A 2018-nucleotide genomic window follows, 5' to 3' on the forward strand; every position below is an offset into this window, starting at 1 on the left:
GCGCCCTTGGTCATCTTCTTCATGTCAAACCCCTTAGTGGTATCGATCTTCGCCGGGGCTGGCGGGGATGCCAGCACCCAGCGTCGATGCTGAGACGGTTACGGAAGCTGGTGGCGCCTGGACGGGGGATGTCCCTGCTGCTATCGGCTTCCCGATGACACTTAGTTCACCCCGGTCTCCCAAAGCGAGGGACCGGGATTCGCACCGGATCCCCACAAGGTTTCCCAAGGATTCCCGGTCCTCGACTTGAGCCCTTCTTGAGCTTTGGCAACCTGCGCGCTTCTTGAGCCATTCTTTGGCGAATCCGGGGACACAACCACAGGTGCCGGGTGGATCATGAAGCCATGACCACTGCACCAGTTATCGACACTGATGCGTTGGGCCGGCTGGGAGAACAATTGGGCGATCCAGAAGTGCTGTGCGGATTCATCCGCCGGTACGAGAAGATGCTGGACCAACGCGTCGAACGACTTCACCATGCCCTGAACACCCAGGACCACGAGGACTGGATGGACGCCGTCCTGTCCCTCAAGACCTCGTCGGCCATGGCCGGTGCCGCCGCGCTGTCGCAACTGGCCGCCGAGCTCCAGGACCACCTGGCGAAGCGTCCGCCGGATCCCGTCCGCTGGCCGGTGACCGACTGTCTCGACTCCGTCATGGCGAAACTGCGCCACCTGGCCAAGGAGACCGCCCGTCAATTGCAGCTGTTCCTGGACCGGCTCTCCGGAGGTTCCCAGCCCGCATGAACTGACGGCCCCGCCGAACCCGGAACGCACGAGACCCCAACACGCCGATCAGGCGGTTGGGGTCTCGTCGTCGCCAGGGGTCGTCGGCTCGGGGTGCCGGAATCCGGCTAACCGGACGTCTCGGCCGCCCCGGCAGCGCGGTAGCCGATGCCGCGCACCGTCTCGATCCACCGCGGCCGCCGCGGGTCGTCGCCGAGCTTGCGGCGCATGTTCCCGACGTGCACCTCGACCGTCCGCTCGTCCGACTCGGACACGAACGTTCCGGCATCGGGCTCGTCGCCACGCAGGATGCGGGTGAGCTCGGCCTTGGACCGGACGACCCGGCCGCTGCGCAACAACGTCTCCAGCAGCACGAACTCGGTGGGCGTCAGCGTCACGTCCCGACCCTCGGCCTCCACGTGGTGCACGTGCGGATAGAGCACCAGACCGTCCAGGGCCAACCGGGCGTCGGCCGAGGACGCATCCGCTCGTCCTGTGGAGCCGGACGGCGTGGCAGCGGCGGATCCGTCGGCGCCCGACGTCGGGCCGGCGCCCTGTTCGGCTGCGTGCCCTGCAGCGTGACCGGGCGCGGGCGCGGGGGTCACCGTGGCCAGCGTCGGGCCCGGGGTCTCGGCAGCGGGCGCGGGGGCGGCGCGGGGGCGACGCAGCATCGCCTCCACGCGGGCGCGCAGCTCGCGGGGGCGGAAGGGCTTGGTGAGGTAGTCGTCGGCGCCGGCATCCAGGCCCATGAGGGTGTCGATCTCCTCGTTGCGGGCGGTCAGCATGACGACGTACGCGTCGGTGAAACGCCGCACCCGGCGGGTGACCTCGTAACCGTCGATGTCCGGCAGGCCGAGGTCCACGGTGACCAGGACAGGGTCATTCTCCCTGACGGCGTCCACGCCGTCGGTGCCGTTGGCCGCCGCGTGGACCTCGAAGCCGGACTGGCCCAGCAGGGCCACCATCAGCTCCCGGATGTCCTCGTCGTCCTCGACCACTACCGCTACACGCCGGTCGTCCACCGCATTACCCCTCGTCATCCGTTGTTCGTCCAACGCTATAGCAGACCGCGGACGGCATAGGGTGGACTCGCAACAGCATACGGCCGTATCAGCGCCAGAACGGAGATACGTCATGCCCACACGCCGGACGTCGGTGACATCGTCTGCGGGGGCCACCTCCGAGTCGGCCGCAGCGCCCATCCTGGAGACCCTCCCGGACGTGACCAACCGGATCACGGCACACGGGCCGGTCAGGGATGAGGCCTCGGACGCAGGCCGGTACTTCGCCCAG

The 2018-nt window shown here is 68.2% G+C and carries 2 protein-coding genes; one reads left to right on the plus strand and one right to left on the minus strand.

Features of this window, described 5'->3' with window-relative positions; genetic code table 11:
- Window positions 1-344 precede the first annotated feature (344 nt).
- Entirely contained in the window at window positions 345-746 is a 402-nt protein-coding gene (locus tag Q0283_RS11345; RefSeq protein WP_183527391.1) for an Hpt domain-containing protein, read from the plus strand.
- 107 nt (window positions 747-853) lie between these two features.
- Here Q0283_RS11345 and Q0283_RS11350 read toward each other — a convergent pair whose 3' ends face one another.
- Window positions 854-1765, minus strand: coding sequence for a response regulator transcription factor (locus Q0283_RS11350; RefSeq protein WP_221243374.1), 912 nt, complete (start codon window positions 1763-1765; stop codon window positions 854-856).
- Window positions 1766-2018 lie beyond the last annotated feature (253 nt).

Origin of the sequence: uncultured Citricoccus sp., assembly GCF_937871995.1 — a bacterium.
GTDB lineage: Bacteria > Actinomycetota > Actinomycetes > Actinomycetales > Micrococcaceae > Citricoccus.

Coding starts and splice junctions, on each gene's coding strand:
- Q0283_RS11350 (WP_221243374.1), bottom strand. CDS start 1,765: ATGACGAGGGGTAATGCGGTGGACGACCGGCGTGTAGCGGTAGTGGTC.
- Q0283_RS11345 (WP_183527391.1), top strand. CDS start 345: ATGACCACTGCACCAGTTATCGACACTGATGCGTTGGGCCGGCTGGGA.